The sequence below is a fragment of the Mesorhizobium sp. M0047 genome, from assembly GCF_040323315.1.
In the GTDB taxonomy this organism is placed as follows: Bacteria; Pseudomonadota; Alphaproteobacteria; order Rhizobiales; family Rhizobiaceae; genus Mesorhizobium.
The window spans coordinates 1-725 of the sequence record NZ_JAMYUW010000116.1 but is presented as its reverse complement, the minus strand read 5'-3'; the positions used below and the strand labels follow the sequence as shown (position 1 = coordinate 725).

1 protein-coding gene is annotated in these 725 nt (G+C 65.4%); it reads left to right on the top strand.

From position 1 onward, the window contains the following. On the top strand, positions 1–725 hold a 725-nt coding region (locus tag NKJ89_RS35630; RefSeq protein WP_352609082.1), incomplete at both ends, for a GTP-binding protein.

The following is a 725-nucleotide window of genomic DNA, read 5'->3' as shown; positions in this document are numbered from 1 at the left end:
ACCGGTGCGGCGCAGATGGACGGCGCGATCCTGGTCGTGTCGGCCGCCGACGGCCCGATGCCGCAGACCCGCGAGCACATCCTGCTTGCCCGTCAGGTCGGCGTGCCATCGATCGTGGTGTTCTTGAACAAGGTCGACCAGGTCGACGACGCCGAGCTGCTCGAACTGGTCGAGCTCGAGGTGCGCGAGCTTCTGACCAAGAACGAGTTCCCCGGCGACGACATTCCGATCGTCAAGGGTTCGGCGCTGGCGGCTCTTGAAGATTCGGACAAGAAGATCGGCGAGGACGCGATCCGCGAGCTGATGGCTGCGGTCGATGCCTACATCCCGACCCCGGTTCGTCCGCTCGACAAGCCGTTCCTGATGCCGATCGAGGACGTGTTCTCGATCTCGGGCCGTGGCACGGTCGTCACCGGCCGCGTCGAGCGCGGCGTGGTCAAGGTCGGCGAGGAACTCGAGATCATCGGCATCCGTCCGACGACCAAGACGACCTGCACCGGCGTCGAGATGTTCCGCAAGCTGCTCGACCAGGGCCAGGCCGGCGACAACATCGGCGCGCTGCTGCGCGGCGTCGACCGTGAAGGTGTCGAGCGCGGCCAGGTCCTGGCCAAGCCGGGTACGGTCAAGCCGCACAAGAAGTTCGTGGCCGAAGCCTACATCCTGACCAAGGACGAAGGTGGCCGTCACACGCCGTTCTTCACCAACTACCGTCCGCAGTTCTACTT